General features: G+C 65.2%; 1 protein-coding gene. It reads right to left on the bottom strand.

Going from position 1 to position 1,443, the window contains the following annotated elements:
- Window positions 1-191: 191 nt before the first annotated feature.
- Complete coding sequence (locus ACFY0O_RS37650; RefSeq protein ID WP_388955615.1) at window positions 192-1,343, bottom strand: hypothetical protein; 1,152 nt, start codon at window positions 1,341-1,343, stop codon at window positions 192-194.
- Window positions 1,344-1,443 lie beyond the last annotated feature (100 nt).

Genomic DNA, 1,443 nt, shown 5'->3' on the forward strand with positions numbered 1-1,443 from the left:
AGAGGGCTCGACGGTCTCTGCCTCGGTCACGTTCTCACTCGTCATCGGTGCATCCTCCATGATCGGGAGTTACACCGAACGATTTACAGTCCCGGTATCCACGGGCTCGGTTCGGTCGGACGGCTTGGTGCCCTGTTGAGAATTTGGGTGGGGCTCTCATCCAACCGGGATGGTCGGATGAGAGCCCGGTCTCAACCCTCGATCGTCAGAGGCTTGCCGGCCGATGCCTTGCCCGGCCAGTAGAGGTCGGAGTCGCTCTTCGGGGTCTTCACCCGCACCTGGAGGGCGGCTGCCAGGGTGTTGGCGTGTCCGGAGGGGATGGGCCGGCTGAAGGTCACCGTCCGGTCTGCCACCTCCAGCGTGTAGGGGGTCCCATCGATGTCGAGCCGTCGCAGCTGTGCGTCGATCGCCTGCTCGTCGATGGTGGGCAGCGGCGGCCTCGACAAGCAGCGTTCCCGCTGGAAGAGCGGGCAGTGGTTCCTCTGGCACACCGCCGAGTCGAGGATGTTCGAGCGGTCCGGCTGTCCCATTACGAACGCCAGGGCGCAGGAGTTGGTCTCGTAGATCGGGTAGTCGCCGTAGCGGAACGGCAGGTTCGTCAGCGCCTTTCGCATGCTGATCGGCCACACAGACGCCGCGTTCTCCAGGTCCTCGCTGGCCGCAGCCAGCTCCGGCCACAGCTCGAGCATCTGCTCCCGCGCGCCGGGCTTGACCTTCAGGCCGATGGCCACGGAGCACTCGGCGTAGCGGGTCACCAGGCTGAGAACCCGGTCGATGACCTCGGGGGTGGAGTTCTTCGGGGTGAGGGGCCTCCAGTAGTGGATGATCGGGGTGCCGATGGCGTGGAGGGCGGGGAAGTTGTTCCTGAGCTCGTCGTGCTTGATGCCCTTCTCGACGTCCGGTCCGAGGCCGGAGTAGCTGAGGAAGACGATGACCTTGAGACCGGCTATCTGAACCCGGACAAGACAGTCGAGTACGTCCTGCGTGAAGGCGCACTTCGTGATCAGGCAGACCGGGTTCTTGAGCCGGGCCTGGGCCATCAGGTCGAGGAGCCGTGTGAGGTGGTGGCGGTTGCGCGGAGTGGCGAGGGCGTCCGTGCAGGTGTAGAGGGCCAGCTTGGCGTCGGGGGTGTAGTAGGGGCTGTCGAGGAGCTGCTGCAGGGTCCGCTCCGGGGTGGCGACCATGACCGGCTTGACGAGGGTCTGGTTGCGGTCCTTCAGGTAGCAGTAGCCGCAGTTCTTGGGGCAGCCCTGCATGCCGTTGACCACGATCCAGGCGTCGTGTCGGTCGATGACGGGTTCGTAGACGCGGTCGTTCGGAAGTGTGCCTTCCAGGTTGATCATTCTTTCTCCCGGTGTGCCGGGAGGGGGTGGTCGTCTGGTGACGACCTGGGATGTGGCCCCCTTTTCCCGGCAGCCGGTCGTCAGCGCCACGCGGGAAAAA

The organism is Streptomyces sp. NPDC001594, assembly GCF_042893675.1.
GTDB lineage: Bacteria > Actinomycetota > Actinomycetes > Streptomycetales > Streptomycetaceae > Streptomyces.